This is a genomic window from Bdellovibrio sp. HCB-162 (assembly GCF_047344985.1).
Lineage (GTDB): Bacteria > Bdellovibrionota > Bdellovibrionia > Bdellovibrionales > Bdellovibrionaceae > Bdellovibrio.
The window spans coordinates 2983618-3006499 of sequence record NZ_CP178861.1 but is presented as its reverse complement, the minus strand read 5'-3'; the positions used below and the strand labels follow the sequence as shown (position 1 = coordinate 3006499).

Below are 22882 nucleotides of genomic sequence, written 5' to 3'. Positions count from 1 at the left end.
AATGGCAAAACAGTATTATCTTTCTAACAATGGGACTCATATCGGACCGTACACGCATGAGACAGTCTTAAAAAAGATCGAGGCCCAGGAACATCAATGGACTGATTACGTTTACGATGAAAACGTAGGTGAATGGATGATGCTACTTGAACACCCTGAGTTTGCGCAGAAACTGGCTCAGAAGCCGTCGGTTCGTCCAAGTGCGACGCCTCTTCCAAAAGCGGGATTTGCAAACGCTCTTAAGGACAAAGAGTGGTTTATTCTCAAAGAGGGAAATAACTACGGACCGTTCTGCCAGTTGGAGTTGATCCAAATGCTGCAGGAAAAAACTTTGTTTGAATACGATTACATCTGGCACGCAAAACTTCCTGCATGGAAACGAGTCGCAGAAGTGGAAGAGTTCTCTTCAGATAAAATCCGCGGAATGAAAGATTCCAAAGATGTCGACGTGGCAGAGATTTTCTTCCGTCGTCGTCATGCTCGCGCATCTTATGGTGCTTCTTTGATTGTGCATAACAATAAAACTGTCTTCCGTGGTCAAGCGTTGGAAATCAGTGCCGGCGGAGCTGGTGTCTTGATTGATACTCCAAATTTACAACCAGGCCAGTCTTTGTTCTTACATTTCCAACCCGGTGATGGAGTTCCTCCATTCAATGCGGTTTGCCAGATCGTCAGTAAGCAGTTCGTGAAAGATGCCGCCAATACGAGTGCTACGGTAGAACCCGTAAAATACGGCGTGAAATTCACGACTCTCAGTCAATCGGCGCGTGAGTCGATTAAAAACTTTACGACAAAGGCAGCATAAGATTTTTTGTTCTCTATGAACGTCTTGAAAGAGGATTTATGAAAAAGGAATTTTCAGCTTTGTTGGCGGCCATGATGTCAACAGCTCTCATGGCTTGTTCTTCGGGTGTGCAGTTTGATCTTCCAGAAACGTCCGACAACTTTGATCAAAGTGTGACCTACAACAACAAAGTGGATATTCTCTGGATTGTTGATAACTCAGCGTCAATGTTGAAGCATCAACAAAATCTGAGTGCACAAGTTCCAGATCTGGTTTCTCGTTTGAACTCGTTGAAGATGGACTACCATATGGCAGTCGTTACGACGAGTATGGGAGGAACAAATCCTGACGGCGGCCGCTTTATTGGAAGCCCGAAGTATGTAACGTCTTCAACTCCTGATCTTGTGAATTCACTTAAGAATCGTATGATCGTGGGTGAGGCAGGAAGTAGTAATGAGCGTGGCCTTGAGTCGATGGAAAATGCTTTGTCTTCGGGTTATCTTGCTAACGAGGGTAAAGGGTTTTTTCGTAATGATGCTTTGCTAGTTGTGATTGCGCTATCAAATGAAGAAGATAAGAGCGTAGTTTCTAACCCCACTCAGCATTACACAGGCTTGCTTGACAGTCTTAAGCGCCCTTGGGTCGATGGTTCTAGATCTTGGGTCTTTAACTTTATCGGTGTAACACCTGCAAGTACAAACTGTACTACATTTAATGACTATTCAGAGGTAGGCTGGAGATTCATTGATTTAGTTAACGTCTCTGGCGGCGTTCAAGAGTCAATTTGTACGTCTAGTCTGGGATCAGCCATTACAAACATCCGCGCCCGTATCTACCAAATCCTCACAGACTTTAAACTTTCTAAAAAGCCTGTGATTGAATCCATCACGGTTACGATCAACGGCCAATCGGTTCCTCGCAGCAACGTGAATGGATGGGATTATATCGAATCTATCAATGCCATTCGCTTCTATGGCTCAGCAGTTCCGGCGGCTGACGCATCCATCAAAGTGGACTTCAAACCTAAAGACGCAAACTGATAATAAAGACCTTGGGCTTTCATAAGTTCTTCGTGAGAGCCCACTTCAGCAATTTCCCCATGATCTAAAACGACAATGCGATCACACTGCTGAATCGTCGAAAGACGGTGAGCGATGATAATGCTTGTGCGACCCTTGGTGATTTCTTTGGTCGCCTCTTGAATGATGTGCTCACTTTCAGAGTCGATATTCGCCGTCGCTTCATCCAAAATCAAAATATCCGGATTGAAAGCCAAGATGCGCGCAAACGCGATCAACTGTCTTTCGCCGACGGATAAGTTTGAGCCACGTTCTTCTACTGTGCTTAAAAGATCGCGGCCTGTGCGTTTTAAAAGACTCATGTAGCCTGTTTTCTCACAAGCCTTCAGGATCTGTTCCTCACTGATGCGCGAATCACCTAGCCCGATATTATCGCGAATCGTTCCACGGAAGATAAAATTATCCTGTTGAACAACGCCGACATGGTGGCGGATCTCGGTGCGAGGAATTCTTTCCAAAGCCAAACCATCGATAAAAATACTTTTCTCTGGAGCATCGTAAAATCGTTGCAGCAAGGAAATGAACGTCGATTTTCCGCTGCCAGTTCGTCCGACCAAAGCGATCGACTCGCCCGCTTTGATTTGCAAAGAGATATTTTTAAGCACGAAAGGCAAATTGCTTTCGTATTGGAAATTCAAGTTGCGAATCTCAATATCGCCTTTAACAACCTCAGGAGTTTGCAGATTTTCCAGTTCATACTCTTGCGGTTCATCCATCAAAGTGAAAATACGCTCAGCACTCGTTAAGGAGTTTTGGAATTGCTGATATTTCTCCAAAATTTCACGAAGAGGCGGGATGAAGTCTTGAATATTCATCAAAAACGCCACCAAAGCGCCAATCGCAATGGAATTCTGCGCACTCAACAGTCCGCCAAAGTACAAAGCTGCCGTGATTGTCGTGGCATTAAAAAGATTCATAATCGGCTGCATCAGCGCATAGGCACGGATGGAGCGCATATTCGTATCGCGGTAATCAACGGAAAGAACGCCAAACTTTTCACGGTTGCGGAAAACACGGTTGTACAGTTGAACGACCTTAATTCCGTTCAGGTTTTCCGCCAAAAACGCATTGATCAATGATAATTTCTTTTTCTGTTCTCTTAAGATATCGCGGATGCGATTGCTTAAATAAAACGAAGCACCAATAAAAAATGGCGCTAAGACCAAGCTCACAAGAGTCAGTTTCCAAGAAATCAAAGCCAAAGCCACAATAACAGACATGATGATCACGAAATGCGTGAAGACAGAAATCACGCCATCAGTAAAAAGTTCGCCCAAAGACATCACGTCGTTGGTCAAACGAGTCACGATTCGGCCCGTCGGCGTTTTATTGAAAAACTGCAAAGGCAATCTTTGCACGTGGGCCATCAGGTCTTCGCGCAAATGAAAAAGCATTCTATTTCCAAAAAGCTGGAAGAGATAAACGTTCGCAAAAGAAAAACACGAGCGGAAGATTTCTAGAATCAAATAAGCGTAAGCGACTTTTGTAAAGACGCTGTAGTCTTTTCCCTTCACGCCATGGTCAATCGCATATCCGATCAAAGCCGGAATCAAACGGGCAACAGTAGCTCCACCAGCCACTGCGAAGATCGCGGAAAAAAGTAATAACTTTTCACGACGAGCATAAGGCCACAGGCGTTTAAAAAGAACCGGGTAGGTGATCTTGGTTTTCACCAGGTCTTCATGCATGAAATTTTCACTCATGGTGATCTCCTTTCCCTTGGATTTGGACAATTTTTTGGAATGTCGGGCTCACTTTTAAAACTTCTTCGTAAGTGCCATGGGCTTCGACTTGGCCGTCTTTCAAAATTAACAAATGATCCACGGCCTTTAAAGAAGACAAACGATGGGCCACAATAATTCGGCTGGTCGTGGAATTGCTCTTCGCCAATTCTTCTTCAATGGCTTTTTCGGTGCGCGTATCCACGGCACTTAAAGAGTCATCCAAAACCAAGACGGGAGTTTTCATAATCAAACCGCGGGCAATGGTCAGGCGTTGTTTTTGTCCGCCGGAAAGGTTGACACCTCTTTCGCCCAATTGTGAATCGTACTTGTGCGGTAAAGAATCAATTTCTTTACTGAGATCCACAATCTCCGTCATGCGTAAGATTTCTTCTTCAGAAGCGCGTTCTTTAAGGCCGAAGCTGACGTTCTCAGAGATACTTTCACTAAATAAGAAAGCTTCTTGAGGAACAAGCAGCAAAGTTTTTCGTAAAGACTCTTGAGAAATATTTTCGATCGACACTCCGTTGATAAGGATTTGTCCTTCTTCAAGTGGGTACATACGAGAAAGCAGGTGAAGCAAAGTCGTTTTTCCGGCACCAACAGGACCCATGATCCCTAAGCTTTCGCCGGCATTTAAAGAAAAGGAAACGTTTTTCAAAACATAATGGTCACTGCCTTTATGTTTGTAAGAGACATTTTTAAATTCCAAAGTTTTAAACTCAGCAATTTCGTAAGTGCCATTATCAGGAATGTCTGTTTTTGTTTTAAGAACATCCTTGATGCGGTCAAAGGAAGCGTAACCTTTTTGGAAGTAAGAAAACCCCATTCCCAAGGCTGTCATCGGCCACACCATTTTTTGGATGTAGCGATGAAAAGCCACAAAGGTTCCAATGGTCACAGCGCCTGAATAGATATCATCTTTAGCGATAAACAATAGAATCACGCTGCCAGAGGTAACGCCAAACTCCATCACCGGAACAAAGAACGCATCAATGCGCGCGACTTTATTACAAGCTTGTTCAAACGCAGAGCTGACGCCGTTAAACAATGTTGTGCGGTTGTCTTCTTGAGCAAAACTTTTAATCACACGGATGCCGCCCACAGTTTCTTGAGCTACACCGGTAAGTTCGGAAAAGCGGTCCTGCTGAATTTTATAATTGGAGTGAATAAGACGCATCACTTTCCAAATAAGAAAGGGAACGATCGGAAGAAAAACCAACGTCTTCCAAGTCCAAGCCCAATTCATAGTCGCCATAATCGGCAGAACCACGGCGATGATAATCACGCCGTCAGCGAGGATTAAAAGCCCAGGACCGATCGCTTGGCGAAAAGATTGAACGTCATTGGTCAAAAGACTCATTAATTCTCCCACTTGATTTTTGTGGAAGAAGTTCGGTCCCAAAGACGTCACGTGACGGAAAAGTTTTTGGCGAATGTGTTCAGCCGCAAAAGTGTGAAAGCGCCCAAAGTTCGTACGCCATCCATAACGGCTGACGGCAAGTCCTGCCATCACCGCAAAAAAGATCAAACACGTTTTGCCGATATTATTCAACGGCACCTGCGCTTCGATCTGGTCAATAGCCGTTTTCATGATGAGTGGATACACCCCATCCAGCGCATTCGTGATGATTAAAAAAAACATCCCCAAGCTGAAGGCTCGGGGATTGTTTTTAATGTAAAACCAAAGGGGACGATTAAAGAGGACTGAAGAGTCAGTGGTCGAACTTTGCATGCAGAAGGAGAGTATTTAATCCTGCTTGAGCCTGCAAGTGTTTTGAAACGACGTGGGATATTGCTCTTGGCGTCGTTCGTACGCTCTTTGCTCCCAGCCATAAAAGAAAGGTCTTTTGCTTGTTAAACGATCCACGATGAACTTGAGAATGCTCATAGAACCTCCTGCGTTCTCTTACTAAGGATCGGCGGCTTGGTCCTATAATTCAATACCCTTGATTTAAGTACCATCATGTAATACCGTGGTTTTGGGGGTTGATATGTCACAAATTGACCAATTCTTGAATTCCCTAAAACGGGCACTAAAAGCAAAGAACGTCTTGTATCGAGACTTGGCGAAAGCATTGAATTTGAGTGAGTCTAGCGTTAAGCGCATTCTCTCCAACAAGAGTTTGAGTCTAGAGCGCCTGGAAGAAATTTGCAGAGTCGCTGACATCAGTTTTTCCGAAGTCGTAAAATCCGCCAACTTAGAAGAGACCTCTCAGGTTTTTACTCTCACGGATGATCAGGAAAAAGCGTTGGCCGAAAACTCGCGCATGCTGCATTACTTTATGATGTTGCAAGAGGGAAAGACGCCGCAAAAAATCGAGCGGGAGTATCAGATCTCCAGTTCCGAGTCGAAAAAATATCTTTTCCAATTAGACCGTTTGAATCTCATTGAGCTTCATCCGCGTGACAAAGTGAAATTAAAACGCCATGGATTTTTGCGCTTCCGTCGTGACGGACTTGTCGGGAAAGCTCTTTTTGAAAATACGAAGGCGCACTATCTCAATTATGATTTCCGTCCAGAGGACTACATTCGTTTTTCCTTCTTAAAACTCAGCCCGCAGACTATGGCGAAGTACAAAACGAAACTTGAAAAATTGATGTTGGAGATGCAAGAGGAGTCCCGTTTTGAAAGTGAACACAACGTTTCCGTCGTGGATATGGGTGTTCTCTTTTCGTATCGTCCTTGGCAGCATTCCTATATGGGCGCGATCAAAAAGAAAGAGTAATGGCACCAGCTTTGCTTTTAATAAAACCAGAGTAATTAAAGGGAGCAAGAATGAACTGGCAACGGATAAAAACCGCGATTTGTCAGGGTGACTTATTTATAGACAGTCGCCGTCGCTCACTTGTGGTTTTTCTCATAGGACTTCTATTGCCTGCTATTGGACAAGCGGGCCTTAAAGATGTGAAGCCATGTTTGTCCACGCACCTTCGTGAGGCCATCAAAATCAACGAACAAAGAGCCCCTGTATACGAGCGACTTTCTCAAGGGCAGAGCCGCGCGATTTCTGAAATGCTGATCAAGGCCGAGAAGAAAGTTTTATGGGTGGCTCCTTTAGCAGACGCATGGGCGGCCCCCTATCAGCGCGCCGGCATCCCGATTCTGTGCGCGGATTTTATTGATATGTCGCACACACCGGCATTTCGTGCGGTCAACCCAGACGGTAAAGACTCACTTCAACATTTTCATCCGGCGCCAACGGGCGAAATTTCTGAGCGTCTGAGGGAGCTTTTTAAAGCCAAACACTATGATGGCATTGTTCGTTATGCTGATGAGCAAGTTCAAGAACTCAACAGAGTTCCCCGCTACAACTGCATGGTTCGCCACGTTTTGGAATCCATTCGTCGAATGGCAGGTCTTGCGCCAATACATGACCAAAAGGCTCGCGCGAAACTGCACATCTCGTCATTGCTTTTGTCGAGAACAGTTTTGAAATCGCACATAAATCTTTTGGACGAATCTTCTGAAATCGACGCTCTTGCCGCTCCTTTGCAAGCCGAAGCTTTGCCGATCATCTGCCAGGATGTGCCGCATATTCCTTGGCCCTGACACACCTTTCGGAAACTTAATTTGCTGATATTCGCACTTCCATTGAGAGTGTGACTATGGCTTCATTTGCACGCATCTTTTCACTATGGATTTTTTTAGCAGTGGATCTGATCGCGACAACGGCGTGGGCGGATTCTTTATTCAATCGTCGTTTGGGAAACGGGCGTTTCCTTTTTGACGTTGTGATGGAGCAAGGTGTTTCTCGCGAACCTTTGGACTTGATCTTCCGCATGTACGATTACAATGAGGGGCGAATTCCGAATCTGACGTACACGGTGCTGGTCGATTACTCCCGGCCCTCGACGGAAAAAAGATTGTTTCTGATAAATCTTAGCAATGGCTCTGTTGAAAAATTCTATGTGGCTCATGGCATTCGCTCAGGCATTATTGAGACGCGCAGCTTTTCAAATCTTCCGGATTCCTGGAAAAGTTCGTTGGGCTTTTATTTTGCCAAAGGTTCATACGTCAGTTCTAAGAACGGCATTTCACTTTATCTCGACGGTATTGACCGCTCGAATAATAACGCCAAACTGCGAACAATTGTTTTGCACGGCGCCTCTTACGTGAGTGAAGACTTTATTCAAAGAAATGGACGTCTTGGCTGGAGCGAAGGATGCTTTGCCGTTGGACTTGAGTATGTGAATTACCTGATCAATCTTTTGCAAAACGGAAGTCTGCTTTTGTCTTATCATAAAGACCTCATTGGATTTTCAAGGCGTTATCCTTCCGAGCAAGCAATGGTCGGCGATGAAGTCGTTCCTCCCGGTGTTAACACAAATCGAACACCGGGGGAGGGTGGAGGACTTGATTGGATTCCTTCCGCTGTCTCATTCTGAAATATAAATAATTAAACTTCCTCATAAACCCTCGAGAGTGCTTCAGGTTCTTAAGCAGATGCCGATCTTTTCCCATGCAATTTCACTCCCGGGGAGTACATGTATGTGGAATAAAGTCTGGAAGTCACAGAGTTACCGTTACAAAATATTAGCTCTTCTTGTCGTGGCGATCCTGCCTTTGTGGGCGATAGTTTTGTTTTACGTGCTGCCCTTGGTGCGTACCAATTTATATGAAGACCGCAAAACATCCATTCGTAATACCGTGGATATTGCGGGAAAAGTTTTAGAACACTATCATCAACTTGCGGAAGCCAAAGTCATCACTGATGAAGAAGCGCAGAAACAAGCCTTGCTTGCAGTTTCAAAACTCCGTTATAACGGCAATGAATATTTTTGGATCAACGATCTTCATCCCAAAATGATGATGCATCCGATTAAGCCGGAACTGAATGGTAAAGATCTTTCTGATATGAAAGATCCCGAAGGTCTTCGTTTGTTCGTAGAGTTTGCGCGTGTCGGACAAACTTCTGAAGGCGAAGGTTTTGTCAGATATCTGTGGCCGAAGCCGGGTTCACCTCAGCCCGAGCCAAAAATCAGTTTCGTAAGACAGTTTAAGCCGTGGAAGTGGATCATTGGTAGTGGTGTGTATGTGGATGACGTTGAAAAATCCGTGGCGCAGTTTCGCTCCAAAGTGATTATCAGTTTTTCATGCGCATTCGTTTTAGCTTTTGGTTTGTTCTTTGTTTTCGCCGGAAAGCTTATGAACTTTTTGGCAAAAACTGTGAATGATACGAACGATGCAAGCCAGCAGGTTTTGGAAGCTTCCAACATGCTTTCAAATGCGGGACAAAACGTCGCACAAGGAGCCGTGGAATCCGCAGCCCGTATTGAAGAAACACTCAACGCCGTTAAAGAATTAAATGACATCGTGAAAACCAATCAAGACCGCGCAAGAGCCGCAGCAGAGCTTGCGAAAAATTCAGAAGCTGGTGCCTCTCAAGGTGCGGGCGAAGTTAAGCGCTTGATTGAATCCATCACGGTGATGTCGAAAATTTCTGGTGAGATCACGTCTGCCATGGACATCATTGACGATATCGCGTTTCAAACAAATCTTTTGGCCTTAAATGCGGCGGTGGAAGCCGCTCGTGCCGGAGAACAAGGAAAAGGTTTTGCCGTTGTTGCCGAGGCCGTGCGTGGACTGGCTTTAAAGTCAGCCCAAGCTGCGAAAGAAGTTAAAACGGTGATCACAAGCAGTGTCACGCAAACTCAAGTGTCGTTAGAACTCGCAGAAAAAAGTGATAAAGTTTTAGATGGAATTGTGACATCCGTGCAAAAGGTCAACGTGCTCAATCAAGAAATTGCTGAGACTTCTGCACAGCAATCCGAAGGCATTCGTTCCATTCACGATGCGATGGGATCTCTAGGGCAGCAGACGCAAGCTTTCTCGGCGGCGGCAGAAGAAACAGCGGCAACGTCTGAAGAGATGTCAGCGCAAGCCAACACTCTTCAGCACATGGTTCACCATATGGCTTCTGAAGTCATCGGAAGATCGGCGAAGAAGGCGGCTTAGGTTTCTAAAACCAAGACGTCTTCAATAATTCCCGCTCTCATGATCATTTGAAAAAGCTGCGTGATTTTTTCTGACGTCAGGACATGGGAAAAACCCACCAGGGCCTGAGAAACGGATTTGCCTTCTTTGAGTTCGGTTAAAACCTGGGCCTCCACGTGATCAATTCTATGCACGTAAATTTTTTTTTGCTTCTTATATACTAAAAGACTTTCAGGTGTTTGCCAGTGAATATCGTCGATGGCTCCAGCCGGATCATTGCGTCGTCGCCAAATTTCATAGATCGCGTAAGGACTTTGAAAGATGTCCATGCCTTCAATGAAATGCACTTTGAAATCCTCTGAATTCAGCAACGCCTGGATTTCCTCGGCGGGAAATGGATCTGATGTTGGCGTATGATACATATTTTTAAAAGTCCACTCAAAGCGTGCCAGATCATAGAGAAATGGATGAGCCGTTCCCAAAGAAGACATCTGCAAGTGCTCCGGGAATTCATGACCGTAATCAGAAAGATTGTACGAGCGTGAGGGTTGAGCGTCGATATACTTGCGACTGGCGTTGTGAAATTCATCCTCACCTAAAACCCACGAAGAGGCCTCATAAATTTCACGTAAAGCCTCGGTCAGACGGGCAACGTAGCCTTGATGATAGACTTGAAAGGCTTGCTCTAAAGAAAGCGAGCCGACGGGTTTTAGTTCCGCTTCGGCGTTGCTATCGGCGGTTTGTCGAGAGGCAATATTTCTTTTAAACAGGTTCAATGCTTCGTTCAGATTCATGGGAACTCTCCAAAATGTAAACGGCCTTCATCACTTCAACTTCAAGCTCATGGAAGTCAGGAATGTCTTCATCGCGTTCAATAAGAATCGGCAGGTGGCGAATTTGTGGCGCCAAAATTTTAAACAAATTCCAAACAGGTTCGGGAATATCTGTCGAATGGGTATCAAAAAGAAAATCGCCATAGTCCGAAGGCCCTGCCATATGAACTTGCGCCACGCGATCCATCGGAATGTGATTTAAAAAGTAATGCGGATCGAAACCGTGATTGTAAGAATTCACGTAGACATTATTGATATCCAGAAGCAACCCGCAACCGGATCGGCGACTGACTTCGCTGACAAAATCCCACTCGCTCATCTCATTGCGACGATAGCTGATGTAAGTCGATACGTTTTCTAAAATCAAAGGACGACGCAAAAAGGTTTGTACGAAATCGATATTGTTCACCAAAGTTGCGACACTGTCTTCGGTGAAGGGGAGAGGAAGAAGATCGTGCATGTTCATATCCGACGTTCCCGTCCAACAAAGATGGTCGGAAACAATAAACGGTTCCACGCGGTCAATCAGATCACGAAGTTTCTGTAGATAGTCCAAGCGAATGCCTTCGGGAGAACCGATATTCATCGAAACGCCGTGCAGGGCGATGGGATAATCCTGACGAATGAGCTGGAGCATCTCCATCGGACGTCCCCGCGAATCCATGTAGTTTTCCGAGATTGCTTCAAACCACGCGACTTCCGTAGAAGGTCGTTGTTCTAAAAAAGAATAATGAGGAGGCCTGAGGCCCAACCCCACTTTGTGAGTGAATGATGACGGGTGCATTTTTCTTCCTTTAGTTATTTTTTTGCAGGGGCTTGAGGTTTTGCAACTTTGGCTTCGCCGTCGATTTTGATTTTAATATCGTCACCGACCATCCATCCGCCTTTGTCGAGTTGCTTATTCCAAGTCATCCCGAAATCTTTACGATCAATCTTGGTTTCTGCATCAAAGCTCACCATGCGATTGCCCCAGGGGTCTGTCACAGCGCCGTTGTAATTGACGTCCAAAACGATGGGCTTGGTGACGCCGTGAATGGTGAGATCTCCATGAACTTTTTTAGGTTTGTCTTTGTCGTATTCGACCTTCGTACTTTTGAAAGTCATGTTGGGATACTTTTCAACGTCGAAAAAGTTTTTACTGCGCAGATCTTTGTCGCGATCTTTTTGATTCGTATTGAGTGACGCGGTTTTGATAGTGACGACGACGTTATCAAGTTTTTGAGAAGTCTCGTCAAAATCAAAACTGCCATCGAACTCATCGAAGCGGCCGTTGACTTTGGAAACAACAAGATGGGGAGCCTGAAAGGCGATACTCGTGTGAGCTTTATCAAGCTCGTACTTTGCGGCAAACGCGGAAGAAGAAAAACTGGCGGTCGCTAAAAAAGAAAAAAGTAGAACGCGCATTTTAAATCCTTTCGGTTTAGTGCTCGTTCTACTTTTTTAGAGGAACCTAACTTTTACAAATTAAGTTGCTGAAAGTTTTAGTAATTCATCAAAGCTTTTACATCAAGCTTGCCGCCTGACACAGTTTTGCCTTGCAAAGCGGGGATCGCTTTTGCAGAACCCAAGATCGCAGCTTTCACTTCATGCCATGATTTATTTGGATGAGCCGACCAGTAAAGAGCCGCCGCACCAGCAACGTGAGGAGTCGCCATAGACGTTCCATCCCAAGTTGCTTTGAATCCAAATTTATCAATCACAGTGTCAGAGTAACCTTGGCCGACAACAGTCGAGAAGACCTTCACTCCAGGCGCACCGATATCAACGGTTTTAGCACCCCAGTTAGAGAAAGAACCCAATTTGTTGTTCACATCAAGAGCTGCGACAGAAATGATATTTTCATGATCGTAAGACGCTGGGTAAGCAGGAAGTTTGTCAGTGTCGTTATCATAACCAACACCTTTGTGTCCGTTACCAGCCGCCGCGATAAATAGAACACCTTTATCTTGGCTGTATTGAATAGCATCACGCAAAGCTTGGTTTTCAGGAGCGCCTGGCTCTTCACCTTCAGAACCCCAAGAGTTGCTCAAAACTTTCGCGCCATTATCAACAGCGTAACGAATGGCTTTGATTGCATCTGCTGTCGTTCCGCCACCAGTCATGCCGATGAAACGCAAAGACATGATTTTTACATTCGGAGCAACTCCGGCAATACCTTTGCCGTTGTCACCGCGAGCTGCGACGTTACCCGCACAGTGAGTGCCGTGACCTGGATTTCCACCTTTGAACAATCCGTCCAAAGTATCTACGGCCAAGTCATAAGGTTTGTTGTCGTTACCAACGAAGTCCCAACCGATCACGTCGTCAACATATCCATTGCCGTCGTCATCAATACCGTTGTCTGGAATTTCGCGAGGATTTCTCCACAAGTTTGGCAAAAGATCTTCGTGAGTATAATCAACACCTGTGTCGATCACAGCGACGATCATGTCGGGACTGCCTTTTGTGATTTTCCAAGCATCAACTACACCAATGTCGCGCATGCCCCATTGTTGATTGAACAAAGGATCGGCTCCCGTTGTAATTTGCGGAGCGTCAGGAATTGCTGGATTGTCCTGGCGAGCCATCTCGCGAAGCTGAGGATTTCTTGAAAGCATCTTGGCTAAAGCCGCACGACGAAGAGGATCTTCGATTTTATAATCTTCAGGAATCGTGATTTTGTAGTTCGGTTGCACGTACTCAACCGCAGGATTTTTCTCAAGAGTTTGCAAATTCATGTGGCGTGGAGCTTGAACTCGAACCCATGATTCCGTCAATTTCTCGACTTTGGCGCCTTCCATTTGGAATTCAACGAAGCCAGGTGCTAATTTTATAAGCAAATCTTGCTTTTTTGAATTCGCTTGGGCGGAAATACCCAACGCCACAATGGCAGAACTCACGTACAGAGCCATCTTTTTCATTATGATTCCCTTCTCGAGGCCCCTCTGAAATCCCGTGTTGCATAACACTAGACTTCTCCTCGATTTAAAATTTGAGTGGAAATTAAAGTTTAGAAGTGAGTCGACTAGAGAATCAATTTCATTTGCCCTGTTACGGAATGGTGCGTTGTAGAAAATGGGGGAGCGTCCTATAATACATATCTAGTTGTCAGGACTACGGAAAATCAGTAATTACTTAATGATAGCTAAATGAAATTACAGAGGTGTTTTTATGCACAAAGATCAAGTGCAGGGTTCTGTGTCTCATCAAGGGGCCAGTGGAACTCAAGCCATAGATGACATGTCACGAGATGTTGCCTTCACATCAAGGCTCGATGCTTTGGTTGCGTGGGGACGAAAAAATTCTTTGTGGCCAATGCCTTACGGTACTGCTTGTTGCGGTATTGAATTCATGTCGGTGATGGGACCGAAGTACGACCTTGCACGTTTCGGTGCAGAGGTGGCGCGCTTCTCTCCTCGTCAAGCGGACTTGTTGGTTGTTGCAGGAACAATCACTGAAAAGATGGCTCCTGTTATCACTCGTATTTATCAACAAATGCTCGAGCCAAAATATGTAATCTCTATGGGTGCATGTGCAAGCTCTGGTGGTTTCTATCGCGCTTATCACGTTCTTCAAGGCGTTGATAAGGTGATCCCTGTTGACGTTTATATTCCTGGTTGCCCTCCGACACCTGAAGCGGTGATGGATGGAATCATGGCTTTGCAACGTATGATTGCAACTCATCAACCTCGTCCTTGGAAAGACAACTGGAAGAGCCCTTATGAACAAGCTTGAGAATTTAAAACAAAACCTCGCAGGTAAATTCAATATCGGGAACTACAAATTCACTCACGCTGTGGGTGATGACGTTCTTGAAGTTCCAAAAGAAGACGTGCCTGCTTTGCTAAAGCACTTCCGTGAAAGCGGACAGTTTGATTTCTTGATGGACGTGTGCGGAGTGGATTATCCAAACCGTGAAAAACGTTTTGACGTTGTTTATCACCTTTTCTCTTCAAAAGACGCTTCACGTTTGCGCGTGAAAGCTCAAGTGGGTGAGAACGAGTCCATCGGGACGGCGATCCCGGCTTACCGTGGTGCTGACTGGTTCGAGCGTGAAGCTTACGACATGTTCGGAATGAAATTCGACGGTCACATGAATCTTCGCCGTATCTTGACTCATCACCAATTTGTGGGTCATCCGCTTCGTAAAGACTACGATGCGAATCTTCAACAACCTTGCACAAACTCTTTGCCGATTCACTTCAACAACGAACCGGGTTCTCCTGGTGACGTATTGAATGATAAGTATGTTCCATTGAACATCGGTCCTGCGCATACAGCGATGCACGGAACTCTTCGTGTAATGGCTGAAATGGACGGCGAGACGATCGTTCGTTGCAACAACGAGATCGGTTATCTTCACCGCTGCTTTGAAAAAATGGCGGAGACTCATCCGTACAATCAGGTGATCCCTTACACAGACCGTTTGAACTACTGCTCAGCTCCAATGAACAACATTGGTTACTGTAAAGCGGTGGAGCGTTTGTTGGGCGTTGAAATCCCACCAAAAGCGCAAGCGATGCGTGTAATTTTGGCAGAACTTTCTCGTATCATCGACCACACGATTGCCATCGGTACTGGCGCGATGGACTTGGGAGCTTTGACTTCTTTCTTCTACATGTTCGGTCTTCGTGAACAAGTTTACGGTTTGTTCGAAAAACTTTGCGGAGCTCGTTTGACTGTATCTATGACTCGTGTCGGTGGTATGGCTCAAGACGCGCCTGAAGGTTGGTTCGACGAAGTTCTGGCTCTTTGCAAAGAAATTCGCAAAGGTACAGACGAAATGGCAAGCATGGTTGTCGACAACAAAATCTTCATCCAACGTACTCGTGGTATCTGCCCGGTTTCTGCTCAAGATGCGATTCAATGGGGCTATACAGGTCCAATGCTTCGTGCAACGGGCGTGAACTTGGATTTGCGTAAAGCGCAACCTTACTATGGATACGACTCTTTGGATTTCGACATTCCAGTAGGAACTTCTGGTGACATCTATGATCGTTACTTGGTTCGTTTCGAAGAAATGCGCCAATCTGTTCGTATCATCGAGCAAGTTGCGAAAAACGTTCCTGGTGGCGATTACACAATCCGCGACAAAGGCATCGTTCTTCCAGAGAAAAAAGACGTTTACGGAAATATCGAAGGTTTGATGAATCACTTTATGTTGATCATCAAAGGTCTTCGTCCTCCAGTAGGCGAAGTTTACGACGCAACGGAAGTGGCTAACGGTGAGTTGGGCTTCTATCTTGTGTCTGACGGCTCTGCGAATCCATACCGTTTGAAAGTTCGTCCACCATGTTTCGCGATTTACCAGTCTTTCCCGACTGTGGTTAAAGGCGCGATGCTTGCGGATGCGATTGCGACGGTAGCATCTATGAACCTTATCGCTGGCGAGCTGGATCGTTAATTTTTTGGAGTAGCAACAATGTTTAAACTTTCTGATCAAGGCTTGGCCGAAGTAAAAAAAGAACTCAATCGCTACGAAGCGAAAGATTCTGCGATCATCCCAAGCCTGTATATTGCGCAAAAAGAAAACAACGGGTTCATCACTCCGGATATCATCCGCCACTTGTCTCAAGTGATGGATATTCCTGAAGCTCGTATCAACGAAGTTTTCAAGTTCTATACAATGTTCAACCAAAAGCCTGTGGGTAAATACCACGTTCAAGTGTGCACGAATATTTCCTGCGCTCTTGAAGGCGGTCGTGAGATGGCAAAACACATCTGCCACGAGTTGGGCGTGAAATTTGATGAAGTGACTTCAGATGGTCGTTTCACAGTTTCGAAAGTGGAGTGCTTGGGTTCTTGCGGAACCGCTCCAATGATGCAAGTGAACGACACTTATCATGAGAAACTCACTCCAGATACAGCGATGAATCTGCTAAGAGGTATGAAATAATGGCTGAAGTAAAAATACTTACAGAATTCTATCACCTGCCTGAGTATCAAACTTTGGCTGGTTACAAAGCTAAAGGCGGTTACGAAACTTTGCCGAAGGCTTTGAAAATGCAACCTCAAGCGATCATCGACGAAGTGAAAGCTTCGGGTCTTCGCGGTCGTGGTGGCGCGGGTTTCCCAACAGGAATGAAATGGGGATTCTTACCGAAAAACGGTGAGCCTCGTTACCTTCTTTGCAACGCCGATGAAGGCGAACCTGGAACATTCAAAGACCGTATGATGATGGAGCGTGCTCCTCATCAATTGATCGAAGGTATGATTATTTCTGCTTTCGCGATCGGTTCTAATAAAGGTTATATCTACGTTCGTGGTGAATACGTTTACCCGATCGAATGCTTGAATAAAGCGATCAAGGAAGCGTATGCAGCGGGCCTTCTTGGTAAAAACATTTTGGGTTCAGGTTTTGACTTTGACCTTGATGTTTACCGTGGTGCTGGCGCTTATATCTGCGGCGAAGAAACGGGAATGATTTCTTCTTTGGAAGGTTTGAAAGGCCAACCAAAATTGAAACCACCATTCCCTGCGGTTCAAGGTTACTTGCGTAAACCGACAATCGTAAACAACGTGGAAACTTTGGCGGCTGTGACTTACATCATTAAAGATGGCGCACAGACTTACCGCAAACACGGCACTGAGAAATCGGCGGGAACAAAATTGTTCTCTGTTTCTGGTAACGTGATGAAGCCAGGTAACTACGAAGTTCCACTCGGCTATCCTTTGATGGATTTGATCATGAAAGAGTGCGGAGGCATGAAACCAGGTCGTCGTTTGAAAGCGATCATCCCTGGTGGATCTTCAGCTCCTGTCTTGACGGCAGAAGAAGTGGCGAAAGCCAATCTTGATTACGAATCATTGGCGGGGCTTGGCACTATGTTGGGTTCAGGTGCCGTGATCGTGATGGATGATTCTCAATGTATGGTTGATATGTTGGGAGTTTTGACTCACTTCTATGCTCACGAATCTTGCGGTCAGTGCACTCCTTGCCGTGAAGGTACAGGATGGCTTGATAAGATTCTTCATTCGATCTTGGAAGGCCGTGGCCGTCTTCAAGATATCGATTTGTTGATCAAAGTCGCTGACAACATGAAAGGTAAAACAATCTGCGCTCTTTCAGACGCTGCGGCTTTGCCTGTATTGAGCTTTGTAACTAAATTTAGAGATGAATTTGAATTCTACGTTCGTGAAGGACGCTCGAAAGTAAAAGGAACGACATATGCCGAAATGCACCATTAATGGCAAAGAAGTCGAAGTAAAAGAAGGCACGTCGATCATCGAAGCCATGCAACAGTCTGGCGATCGTATCGCTCACTATTGCTGGCATCCAGGATTGTCAGTGGCCGGCGTATGCCGTCTTTGCATGGTGGAGATCGAAGGAAATCCACGCGTTCAAATCGCATGTAACACAATGGTTACTGAAGGTATGAAGATCAACAACACATCCGAGAAAGTTCGCGATGCTGTGAAGTGGGGACTTGATTTCCACTTGATCAACCATCCTTTGGATTGCCCTATCTGTGACCAAGCCGGCGAGTGCGGTCTTCAAGACCAGTACATGGAGTACGGTAAGTACGATCCTGAAATGGCTGAACACAAACAAAAGAAACACAAAGTTGTCGATCTGGGTCCCACAGTTGTTTTGGATTCTGAAAGATGTATTTTGTGCTCTCGCTGTGTTCGTTTCACAGAGGAAGTTTCTAAAACAAATGAATTGGGTCTTTTCAACCGTGGTGATCGCACTGAAATCGGTACTCACGACGGCATGCCTTTGGATAACAAATATTCATTGAACACAGTGGATATCTGCCCAGTGGGTGCGTTGACTTCCAAAGACTTCCGTTTCCGTCAGCGCGTTTGGTATCTCAAAGATGCTGAAACTATTTGTAACGGCTGCTCTACGGGTTGCAACGTGAAAGTATACTACAACAAGGAAGGTTTCTTCCGTGTGAAGCCTGTGTACAACGAAAAAGTAAACGGTTACTGGATGTGCGATGAAGGTCGTGACATCTATAAATTCGTCAACCGTGAACATCGTTTGCTGAAAGCGCAAGTTCGCAATGCTTCCGGCTGGACAGAAATGACAGCAGGGGCGGCGGCAAAGAATGCTTCTGAAGTTTTGAAAAACACTTCTGGTGATTCTTTGGCTTTGGTTTTGACAGCGCAATACACAGTGGAAGAATTCGATGCGATTGTTTCTACATTCGTAAATGAATTTAAAACTAAAAAAGTATTCTTCTGGATCAACAACAAAGAAACTTTCGACAGCTTCGACGGTCTTCTTCTTCGTGGAGATAAAAACCCGAACACGAAAGGCTTGTTGAAGGTTCTTGAGAAGCACGGAATCACAGCGACTTGGGCGGATTTGTCTCAAGGTCTTGCAAGTGGTTCTATTAAAACTGTTGTTGTTGCAGGTCCAGAAAACCAAGTGGTTTTCCCTGACTTCGCAGAGCGCGTGAAAGAGCTTTCTAAAGCTCACAACTTGATCTGGTTGCAAGCGGGTAAAAACGATGCGTTGATGGCTTTGACTGGCAACGTATGGTTGATCCCAACAAAAACTTTCGTTGAAAAAGACGGAACTTTTGTTAACCAAGCGGGTCTTGAACAAAAATTCAAGAAGGTAACGACAGTTGTTTCTGAAGCGTTGACGTTGACAGAAGCGGCGTTGTTGCTTGCTGGTAAAAACTTGGCGATTCCAACAACAGCACAACCGTTCATGCCGACAAATCAGCGTGCGGACCAAGTTGAGTTGGAAGCTCGTAAGAAGAATGAATTTGTATTTAGAAGAGGTAGCCTATGAGCGTAATGCAAAACAACTCCGAAAAGTCGAAGTGGTATTTGCCAGGGGTGCTTGGTGGTCTTTCGATCACAATGAAGCACTTGCTGAAGAACCTCTTTAACCAAAAGAAGATGATGACTTTGAATTACCCAGAGGAGAAGTATGAATACTCTCCTCGCTTCAAAGGTAATCACGTTCTGACTGTTAAAAAAGACGGTTCTCTTCGTTGCACAGCTTGTATGTTGTGCGCGACAAACTGCCCGGCAGAATGTATCAAAATCACAGCGGCAGAACATAACGACCCAAGCGTTGAAAAATATCCGATCAGCTACGAGATCGATATTCTTCGCTGCGTATTCTGCGGTTTCTGCGAAGAAGCCTGCCCAGTGGACGCAATCCGCTTGGGACCTGAATGGCAAACTCCTGCTGTGAACGGCGGAAACTTCATCTACGACATCAACTACTTGGCATACCGTCCAAACCTAAAAGGCGGCATCCAAACTCACGTCGACGACGAAGAAAGAAACAAAGCCGGCATCTAAAAAGGTGCCAGTGGATTTTTTACGTCTACAGTGCATTAAACCCTGGCCTCGGCCGGGGTTTTCTTTTTAAAAGTGCCTGCTTCTTTTTTGCACTACGCCGCAACAAATATCTTTTAGTTTGCTCACCTTAGTGTCCTCTTTCAGACTTTAAAGAGAGGAACATCGTGGCTGGTAACAACAAAAGATATCTGGGATTAACGAAGAAAACGTGGGGAGCTATTTTTTCTGCGGCTTCCTTCTTTTTAACGTACGCGGCCGCGCTTGCGACTAAATTGCTTTTTTGCGCGGAACTCACTCATATCAGTTTTTATTATTTCTTTTTTCCCGGTCTTTTGATGTTGGCATGGGACACACGAAAAAAGATGTTGGACGTTTCTGACACTCAAAAACAGAAAGCCACTTTACTTGTTAAGGTGTTTGCGGTCATTGTGATGGTGTTACTCGTGGTTGGCTTCATATTGAATCATTACGACTATGTTCCAATCCCGCGGTTTAAAGAATTTATCGACCAGTTAGCTGTCGTTCAATGTAAGGGAAAATAACAGGAGACTTGATGACTAAGGGAAGACTAGAAGCATTTAGCGACGGAGTTTTGGCGATCATCATCACCATCATGGTGTTAGAGTTAAAGGTCCCGCATGAGGGATCTCTGGAAGCTCTTCGCCCGCTGGTTCCAGTCTTTTGCAGTTATATTCTAAGTTTTATTTACGTCGGTATTTATTGGAACAATCATCACAACATGTTTCATTCCATTCAACACGTGAATGGAAAAGTTTTGTGGGCTAATTTGCATTTGCTCTTCTGGTTGTCGCTGATTCCAGTGGTCACGGCCTGGATGGGTGAACATCCTCAACAAAATTGGCCAGCGGCTATGTACGGAGCTGTTTTGTGTTTTGCCGGAGTTGCCTATTATATTTTGACTCGAGCTTTACTTAGCACAGGAAAAAATACTGCTTTTGCCAAAGCCTTGGGGGCAGACTTCAAAGGAAAAATCTCTGTCGTCATTTACGCTATCGCCATTGCTCTGTCGTTCTGGGTGCATTGGCTGTCGTACGCTCTCTACATCGCCGTCGCCATCATGTGGCTGGTCCCTGACAAGCGCTTCGAACATTAAAAGGTGCCTGCTTCTTTTTTCTGGCTACACAGCATTAAAGATATTTTAGTTGCTAGCACCAAAGTCCTCTTCCAGACTTTAAATATAGGAGGACTTTTATGAAGAAGCTCATCGTTATGATGTCTTTGCTTTTAGCTCCCATCGTGTCTTTGGCGGCGGGTGAAGTGCAAACATTTGCGTTGCATACTCAAGCGCAAGATCAATATTACAACTACAGCTTTGGATCTATTTTCCAAAACTCGCGTGCTTTTGCTGATTTCACATTAACGGCAAATGGTCCTGATGCGACGGTGATTCGTCGTATTTTGATTCGCGGATTTGCTTACGATGCGACTTCAAATTGCCCTGAAGTTTTAATGCCGGGTCAAACATGCACAACACGTGTGTTCTACTGGCCAACAACTCAAGGCCCTCATTGGGGTGAATTGTCTTTCGCTTTGAATGACAGCAACATCTACATCCGTCTTTTCGGAAACACATTTCCTCGTTAGTAAAACAAGGAAGGAGAGACCTCTTCGACGGTCTCTTCTTCTCCCGTCAGCGGACAGCGAAGCACCGGAGTATAAACCGGAAACGCTCCTTGCAGATTTGATTCATACAAAACTATTTCATTCACATGAATCTTGCCGAAGCTTTTACGCTTAAACGGTGAAATCATATCCTTCACACTGCGCGGATTGCGCAAGCGGCCGATCGTAAGATGCGGAGAAAAAATTCGTTCATCCGGTTTTGTAAGAATTTGTTTTTCTAAAAGAGCTTGATCTAAGATTTCTTTAAACTCAGCAAGGTATCTTTTCTTCTGAACTCCGAGCCAGATCACCCGAGCATCGTGCTCATTCGAGAAAGCGCCCATATCTTCGATCTTTAAATCAAACGGAGTGAATTGAGTGCACACCGTCTGCAGTGTCTCTGCAATCAAGGGGAGTTCTTCTTCAGGCCGATCTCCTAAAAAGCTCACCGTGATATGGAAATTATCAATCGGCACCCACTTCACAGAGATTTCTCTGCGATCGGCATTGATCTTCAATTTTTTGAAGGTGGGAGGAAAGGTCTCGGCCAAAGGATCTGTGGCATTGAGAGCGAAGAAGAGTCTTTTATTCATAAAAAAGCCCCCTATAAAGATATTGTCTCTTTATAGGGGGCCTTTGTCATGACTTAATTTACGCTTTTTTTGGTTTAATAAGCAATGAGGCCACAATAGAGCCGCCAATGAAGAAAGCAATCACGGCGAGCGACACACCAATCGGGAAATGGCCGTCAAAAAGTTTATTAAGCCAAACCATCTTAAGACCTACGAAAACTAGAACTGCAGCTAGACCATACTTCAAGAGATGGAATTTATCGACCACACCTGCAAGCAGGAAGTACAAAGATCTTAAACCCAGAATCGCAAAGATGTTTGAAGTGAACACGAGCAGTGGTTCATTCGTGATCGCAAAGATCGCAGGTACTGAATCCACCGCAAAAATCACATCCGTAAATTCTAGAAAGACCAACGCAACAAAAAGGGGAGTCGCATATTTCAGACCATTTTCTTTAATAAAGAAATGATCTTCGTGCATGCGATCGGCAACACGAATATGCCGTTTCATGAACCGGATGATCCAATTTTGCGAAGGGTCCACTTCTTTGTCAGGTTGGAACATCATCTTAACGCCCGTGATAATCAAGAACGCGCCGAAGATAATAACGACAGCTTGGTATTGCATCAGCAAAGACCCCAGAGCGATAAAGATCGCGCGGAAGATCAAGGCTCCGATAATTCCATAGAACAAAACACGGTGTTGGTATTTTGCAGGAACACCGAAGAATCCAAAGACGACGACGAAGACAAAGATGTTGTCAATCGAGAGAGACTTTTCAATGACATATCCGGTGAGGAATTGCAGCGAAACATTTTTAGCGACTTCGGAGTCACCAAACTTGTGAAGGGAATAATAATAAAGGCCAGCGTTAAACAGCAGGGCAAGTGAAACCCACACGATAGACCACAAAGTGGCTTCTTTAAATCCTACGGTATGTGAGTGTTTATGAAATACGCCCAGATCCAGGGCCAGCATGGCGATAACAAATGCGATGAAGCCTAGGTAAAACCACCAATAATCGACAAACGGAAACAAAAGAGTCTGTGTCACGAAGAAACCTCCAGACCCAGAGTATAAGC

The 22882-nt window shown here is 45.1% G+C and carries 24 protein-coding genes; 15 read left to right on the top strand and 9 right to left on the bottom strand.

The window, feature by feature from the left end; genetic code table 11:
- Position 1 precedes the first annotated feature (1 nt).
- Positions 2–805 carry a GYF domain-containing protein gene (locus ACLSSO_RS14555; RefSeq protein WP_295902896.1) on the top strand — a complete coding sequence of 268 codons (804 nt, stop codon included), beginning with the start codon at positions 2–4 and terminating at the stop codon, positions 803–805.
- A gap of 38 nt (positions 806–843) precedes the next feature.
- Positions 844–1824, top strand: coding sequence for a hypothetical protein (locus ACLSSO_RS14550; RefSeq protein WP_295902893.1), 981 nt, complete (start codon positions 844–846; stop codon positions 1822–1824).
- On the opposite strand, the gene ACLSSO_RS14545 is transcribed toward ACLSSO_RS14550, so the two are convergent.
- From ACLSSO_RS14545 to ACLSSO_RS14535, 3 genes are all read right to left on the bottom strand, one after another.
- On the bottom strand, positions 1755–3566 hold the full coding sequence (locus tag ACLSSO_RS14545; protein WP_413943244.1) for an ABC transporter ATP-binding protein: 1812 nt from the start codon (positions 3564–3566) through the stop codon (positions 1755–1757). The genes ACLSSO_RS14550 and ACLSSO_RS14545 overlap by 70 nt on opposite strands.
- Positions 3559–5229, bottom strand: coding sequence for an ABC transporter ATP-binding protein (locus ACLSSO_RS14540; protein WP_413943243.1), 1671 nt, complete (start codon positions 5227–5229; stop codon positions 3559–3561). Before ACLSSO_RS14540 ends, ACLSSO_RS14545 begins: the two co-directional genes overlap by 8 nt.
- Before the next feature lie 105 nt (positions 5230–5334).
- A complete protein-coding gene (locus tag ACLSSO_RS14535; RefSeq protein WP_340592712.1) occupies positions 5335–5475 on the bottom strand; it encodes a hypothetical protein in 141 nt (46 codons plus the stop codon).
- Positions 5476–5578: 103 nt separating this feature from the next.
- Between ACLSSO_RS14535 and ACLSSO_RS14530 the strand changes: the two genes are divergently transcribed.
- The 4 genes from ACLSSO_RS14530 to ACLSSO_RS14515 all read left to right on the top strand — a co-directional run bounded on the left by ACLSSO_RS14530 (position 5579) and on the right by ACLSSO_RS14515 (position 9543).
- A complete protein-coding gene (locus ACLSSO_RS14530) occupies positions 5579–6313 on the top strand; it encodes a helix-turn-helix domain-containing protein (RefSeq protein ID WP_295902885.1) in 735 nt (244 codons plus the stop codon).
- A gap of 50 nt (positions 6314–6363) precedes the next feature.
- Entirely contained in the window at positions 6364–7137 is a 774-nt protein-coding gene (locus ACLSSO_RS14525; RefSeq protein WP_413943242.1) for a hypothetical protein, read from the top strand.
- Between the two features lie 56 nt (positions 7138–7193).
- Positions 7194–7973: a murein L,D-transpeptidase catalytic domain family protein gene (locus ACLSSO_RS14520; protein ID WP_295902878.1), complete on the top strand. Its 780-nt coding sequence runs from the start codon at positions 7194–7196 to the stop codon at positions 7971–7973.
- Positions 7974–8076: 103 nt separating this feature from the next.
- Positions 8077–9543: a cache domain-containing protein gene (locus ACLSSO_RS14515; protein WP_295902875.1), complete on the top strand. Its 1467-nt coding sequence runs from the start codon at positions 8077–8079 to the stop codon at positions 9541–9543.
- Here ACLSSO_RS14515 and ACLSSO_RS14510 read toward each other — a convergent pair.
- The 4 genes from ACLSSO_RS14510 to ACLSSO_RS14495 form a co-directional block, all read right to left on the bottom strand.
- Positions 9540–10316: a putative DNA-binding domain-containing protein gene (locus tag ACLSSO_RS14510; RefSeq protein WP_413943241.1), complete on the bottom strand. Its 777-nt coding sequence runs from the start codon at positions 10314–10316 to the stop codon at positions 9540–9542. The genes ACLSSO_RS14515 and ACLSSO_RS14510 overlap by 4 nt on opposite strands.
- Positions 10285–11139, bottom strand: a complete 855-nt coding sequence (locus ACLSSO_RS14505) for a DUF692 domain-containing protein (RefSeq protein WP_295902871.1) — start codon at positions 11137–11139, stop codon at positions 10285–10287. The genes ACLSSO_RS14510 and ACLSSO_RS14505 overlap by 32 nt, the downstream gene beginning before the upstream one ends.
- A 14-nt stretch (positions 11140–11153) precedes the next feature.
- Entirely contained in the window at positions 11154–11759 is a 606-nt protein-coding gene (locus tag ACLSSO_RS14500) for a YceI family protein (protein ID WP_413943240.1), read from the bottom strand.
- 77 nt (positions 11760–11836) lie between these two features.
- A complete protein-coding gene (locus tag ACLSSO_RS14495; RefSeq protein ID WP_413943239.1) occupies positions 11837–13255 on the bottom strand; it encodes a S8 family peptidase in 1419 nt (472 codons plus the stop codon).
- Between the two features lie 319 nt (positions 13256–13574).
- Between ACLSSO_RS14495 and ACLSSO_RS14490 the strand changes: the two genes are divergently transcribed.
- From ACLSSO_RS14490 to ACLSSO_RS14450, 9 genes are all read left to right on the top strand, one after another.
- Positions 13575–14069, top strand: a complete 495-nt coding sequence (locus ACLSSO_RS14490; RefSeq protein WP_295904899.1) for an NADH-quinone oxidoreductase subunit B — start codon at positions 13575–13577, stop codon at positions 14067–14069.
- Complete coding sequence (nuoD, locus tag ACLSSO_RS14485) at positions 14056–15738, top strand: NADH dehydrogenase (quinone) subunit D (protein WP_413943238.1); 1683 nt, start codon at positions 14056–14058, stop codon at positions 15736–15738. The genes ACLSSO_RS14490 and nuoD overlap by 14 nt, the downstream gene beginning before the upstream one ends.
- 18 nt (positions 15739–15756) lie before the next feature.
- Positions 15757–16230, top strand: a complete 474-nt coding sequence (locus ACLSSO_RS14480) for a complex I 24 kDa subunit family protein (RefSeq protein ID WP_413943237.1) — start codon at positions 15757–15759, stop codon at positions 16228–16230.
- On the top strand, positions 16230–17522 hold the full coding sequence (gene nuoF / locus ACLSSO_RS14475; RefSeq protein WP_295904891.1) for an NADH-quinone oxidoreductase subunit NuoF: 1293 nt from the start codon (positions 16230–16232) through the stop codon (positions 17520–17522). The genes ACLSSO_RS14480 and nuoF overlap by 1 nt, the downstream gene beginning before the upstream one ends.
- Positions 17503–19083 (top strand): 2Fe-2S iron-sulfur cluster-binding protein, encoded by a 1581-nt coding sequence (locus tag ACLSSO_RS14470; protein ID WP_295904889.1) that lies wholly within the window; start codon positions 17503–17505, stop codon positions 19081–19083. Before nuoF ends, ACLSSO_RS14470 begins: the two co-directional genes overlap by 20 nt.
- Positions 19080–19604 carry a NuoI/complex I 23 kDa subunit family protein gene (locus tag ACLSSO_RS14465; protein WP_295904888.1) on the top strand — a complete coding sequence of 175 codons (525 nt, stop codon included), beginning with the start codon at positions 19080–19082 and terminating at the stop codon, positions 19602–19604. Before ACLSSO_RS14470 ends, ACLSSO_RS14465 begins: the two co-directional genes overlap by 4 nt.
- A gap of 164 nt (positions 19605–19768) precedes the next feature.
- Positions 19769–20146 carry a hypothetical protein gene (locus ACLSSO_RS14460; RefSeq protein WP_295904887.1) on the top strand — a complete coding sequence of 126 codons (378 nt, stop codon included), beginning with the start codon at positions 19769–19771 and terminating at the stop codon, positions 20144–20146.
- An 11-nt stretch (positions 20147–20157) separates the two neighbouring features.
- Entirely contained in the window at positions 20158–20718 is a 561-nt protein-coding gene (locus tag ACLSSO_RS14455; RefSeq protein WP_413943236.1) for a TMEM175 family protein, read from the top strand.
- 98 nt (positions 20719–20816) lie between these two features.
- Complete coding sequence (locus ACLSSO_RS14450; RefSeq protein ID WP_295904885.1) at positions 20817–21209, top strand: hypothetical protein; 393 nt, start codon at positions 20817–20819, stop codon at positions 21207–21209.
- On the opposite strand, the gene thpR is transcribed toward ACLSSO_RS14450, so the two are convergent.
- On the bottom strand, positions 21206–21820 hold the full coding sequence (gene thpR / locus ACLSSO_RS14445) for an RNA 2',3'-cyclic phosphodiesterase (protein ID WP_413943235.1): 615 nt from the start codon (positions 21818–21820) through the stop codon (positions 21206–21208). The two genes, ACLSSO_RS14450 and thpR, sit on opposite strands and share 4 nt — an antisense overlap.
- Before the next feature lie 58 nt (positions 21821–21878).
- Positions 21879–22853: a TerC family protein gene (locus tag ACLSSO_RS14440; protein ID WP_413943234.1), complete on the bottom strand. Its 975-nt coding sequence runs from the start codon at positions 22851–22853 to the stop codon at positions 21879–21881.
- Between the last annotated feature and the right edge of the window lie 29 nt (positions 22854–22882).

Excerpts from the sequence above, each read along its gene's own strand:
- ACLSSO_RS14520 (WP_295902878.1), top strand. The coding sequence starts at position 7,194 with ATGGCTTCATTTGCACGCATCTTTTCACTATGGATTTTTTTAGCAGTG.
- ACLSSO_RS14555 (WP_295902896.1), top strand. The coding sequence starts at position 2 with ATGGCAAAACAGTATTATCTTTCTAACAATGGGACTCATATCGGACCG.
- ACLSSO_RS14535 (WP_340592712.1), bottom strand. The coding sequence starts at position 5,475 with ATGAGCATTCTCAAGTTCATCGTGGATCGTTTAACAAGCAAAAGACCT.
- ACLSSO_RS14495 (WP_413943239.1), bottom strand. The coding sequence starts at position 13,255 with ATGAAAAAGATGGCTCTGTACGTGAGTTCTGCCATTGTGGCGTTGGGT.
- nuoD (WP_413943238.1), top strand. The coding sequence starts at position 14,056 with ATGAACAAGCTTGAGAATTTAAAACAAAACCTCGCAGGTAAATTCAAT.
- ACLSSO_RS14525 (WP_413943242.1), top strand. The coding sequence starts at position 6,364 with ATGAACTGGCAACGGATAAAAACCGCGATTTGTCAGGGTGACTTATTT.
- ACLSSO_RS14455 (WP_413943236.1), top strand. The coding sequence starts at position 20,158 with ATGACTAAGGGAAGACTAGAAGCATTTAGCGACGGAGTTTTGGCGATC.
- thpR (WP_413943235.1), bottom strand. The coding sequence starts at position 21,820 with ATGAATAAAAGACTCTTCTTCGCTCTCAATGCCACAGATCCTTTGGCC.
- ACLSSO_RS14480 (WP_413943237.1), top strand. The coding sequence starts at position 15,757 with ATGTTTAAACTTTCTGATCAAGGCTTGGCCGAAGTAAAAAAAGAACTC.
- ACLSSO_RS14470 (WP_295904889.1), top strand. The coding sequence starts at position 17,503 with ATGCCGAAATGCACCATTAATGGCAAAGAAGTCGAAGTAAAAGAAGGC.
- nuoF (WP_295904891.1), top strand. The coding sequence starts at position 16,230 with ATGGCTGAAGTAAAAATACTTACAGAATTCTATCACCTGCCTGAGTAT.
- ACLSSO_RS14450 (WP_295904885.1), top strand. The coding sequence starts at position 20,817 with ATGAAGAAGCTCATCGTTATGATGTCTTTGCTTTTAGCTCCCATCGTG.
- ACLSSO_RS14550 (WP_295902893.1), top strand. The coding sequence starts at position 844 with ATGAAAAAGGAATTTTCAGCTTTGTTGGCGGCCATGATGTCAACAGCT.
- ACLSSO_RS14500 (WP_413943240.1), bottom strand. The coding sequence starts at position 11,759 with ATGCGCGTTCTACTTTTTTCTTTTTTAGCGACCGCCAGTTTTTCTTCT.
- ACLSSO_RS14505 (WP_295902871.1), bottom strand. The coding sequence starts at position 11,139 with ATGCACCCGTCATCATTCACTCACAAAGTGGGGTTGGGCCTCAGGCCT.
- ACLSSO_RS14515 (WP_295902875.1), top strand. The coding sequence starts at position 8,077 with ATGTGGAATAAAGTCTGGAAGTCACAGAGTTACCGTTACAAAATATTA.
- ACLSSO_RS14540 (WP_413943243.1), bottom strand. The coding sequence starts at position 5,229 with ATGTTTTTTTTAATCATCACGAATGCGCTGGATGGGGTGTATCCACTC.
- ACLSSO_RS14490 (WP_295904899.1), top strand. The coding sequence starts at position 13,575 with ATGTCACGAGATGTTGCCTTCACATCAAGGCTCGATGCTTTGGTTGCG.
- ACLSSO_RS14510 (WP_413943241.1), bottom strand. The coding sequence starts at position 10,316 with ATGAATCTGAACGAAGCATTGAACCTGTTTAAAAGAAATATTGCCTCT.
- ACLSSO_RS14545 (WP_413943244.1), bottom strand. The coding sequence starts at position 3,566 with ATGAGTGAAAATTTCATGCATGAAGACCTGGTGAAAACCAAGATCACC.
- ACLSSO_RS14530 (WP_295902885.1), top strand. The coding sequence starts at position 5,579 with ATGTCACAAATTGACCAATTCTTGAATTCCCTAAAACGGGCACTAAAA.
- ACLSSO_RS14465 (WP_295904888.1), top strand. The coding sequence starts at position 19,080 with ATGAGCGTAATGCAAAACAACTCCGAAAAGTCGAAGTGGTATTTGCCA.